Consider the following 1261-nt stretch of genomic DNA (forward strand, 5'->3'; position numbering starts at 1 on the left):
ATACGCTTGAAATTATTGAACCTTCCTTAACGTCATCGCAAAATTTATTAATTAGCGATCGATATGTTTATTCTAGTCTTGCTTATTTTTATGCTCGAGAGCTTTCTGTTGAAAGTGTCGTTAAATTAAATCAATCTATTCCAAGACCTCATATTACATTTTATCTTCATTTACCGCCCATTACTATACTGGAACGGTTGCAGAAAAGGGATGGTTTAAACTTAAAATATGAAGAAAAACTCTCTTTTATTGAAAAAATTTACAAAGTATACAAAGTTTTATCGGAAATAGATGAGCGGTTTATAACAATTGATGGAACTACTCCTGTTTCTTTAATTCATCATCAAATACGACATCATATAGATAAGTTTTTTTGATTATGAATAAAATCATTTATTAATCAATTTATCCACGATAAATCCTCCTTTATGTATTCTTACTCTAAATCTGAAACTTTAGAGATGTGATTGCAATAATTTAACTGCTCAGGAAAAATATCACGTTATATATTTTAATTAGAAAACTAACTGTAATGGGCTTGTTTTAAAAGATTTAGAGAAGGGGAGTAGAAAAATTAGCAATATTTATTGTGAGGATAATAGTATGTTTATTCTTTTAGAGACGAAGTGTGGTGATAGAAGAACGACATGGAGGAATATACTCGAGCATATTTTAGTGCACAGAATAATAAGGACAATAATGTGAGTGAAGCTTCCATACCGTAAAATTGTTTCACATATGTATAAAGGTGTAGCTTCTGAATAAAACGCACATAAAATATTAATTTTGTTTTTGTCCATAAATGTTCCGTTTTCATAGAAGAATTAATCATAAAACAGCACAAAGATTGTAAAAGCCTCAAAAAAGAAATTTTGCTTTCTTAAATTTAATGATCTAAAATAAAAATTGTAAGAATGCCTGTTTTTAAACAGGATGTATTATGCATATCGACTGGTATTCATTTTAGAGGATAATTTATGTTCACTTCAAATTTGAAGGAACGCATTGCTTTATTTGAAAATAGAACTTTTCTCTATTTTACTTTGAGCGGCTTATTTGCTACATTTGGAAGTGGACTAAATTATATTACATTGTCATGGATCGCTTACAATCAGACGGGCTCAATCCGTGGTGTAGCGTTGATGATGCTTTTTCTTTGGACGCCTGGCATTATTTTTGCGCCTATTTTTGGCATATTGGCAGATAAATATAACCGTAAAACGCAGATTATTATTTCAAATCTTGTGAGAGGTTTGGTAAT

The 1261-nt window shown here is 30.1% G+C and carries 1 protein-coding gene and 1 pseudogene; both read left to right on the forward strand.

Annotation, left to right across the window (positions count from 1 at the left end):
* Positions 1-377, forward strand: a 377-nt coding sequence (locus ACFIL8_RS07550) for a dTMP kinase (protein WP_375689315.1), incomplete at its 5' end; no start/stop codon positions are given.
* Positions 378-977: 600 nt separating this feature from the next.
* Positions 978-1261 (forward strand): annotated as a pseudogene (locus ACFIL8_RS07555) (MFS transporter); the annotation flags it as partial.

This window comes from Bartonella sp. AP57NXGY, assembly GCF_042195805.1.
Lineage (GTDB): Bacteria > Pseudomonadota > Alphaproteobacteria > Rhizobiales > Rhizobiaceae > Bartonella.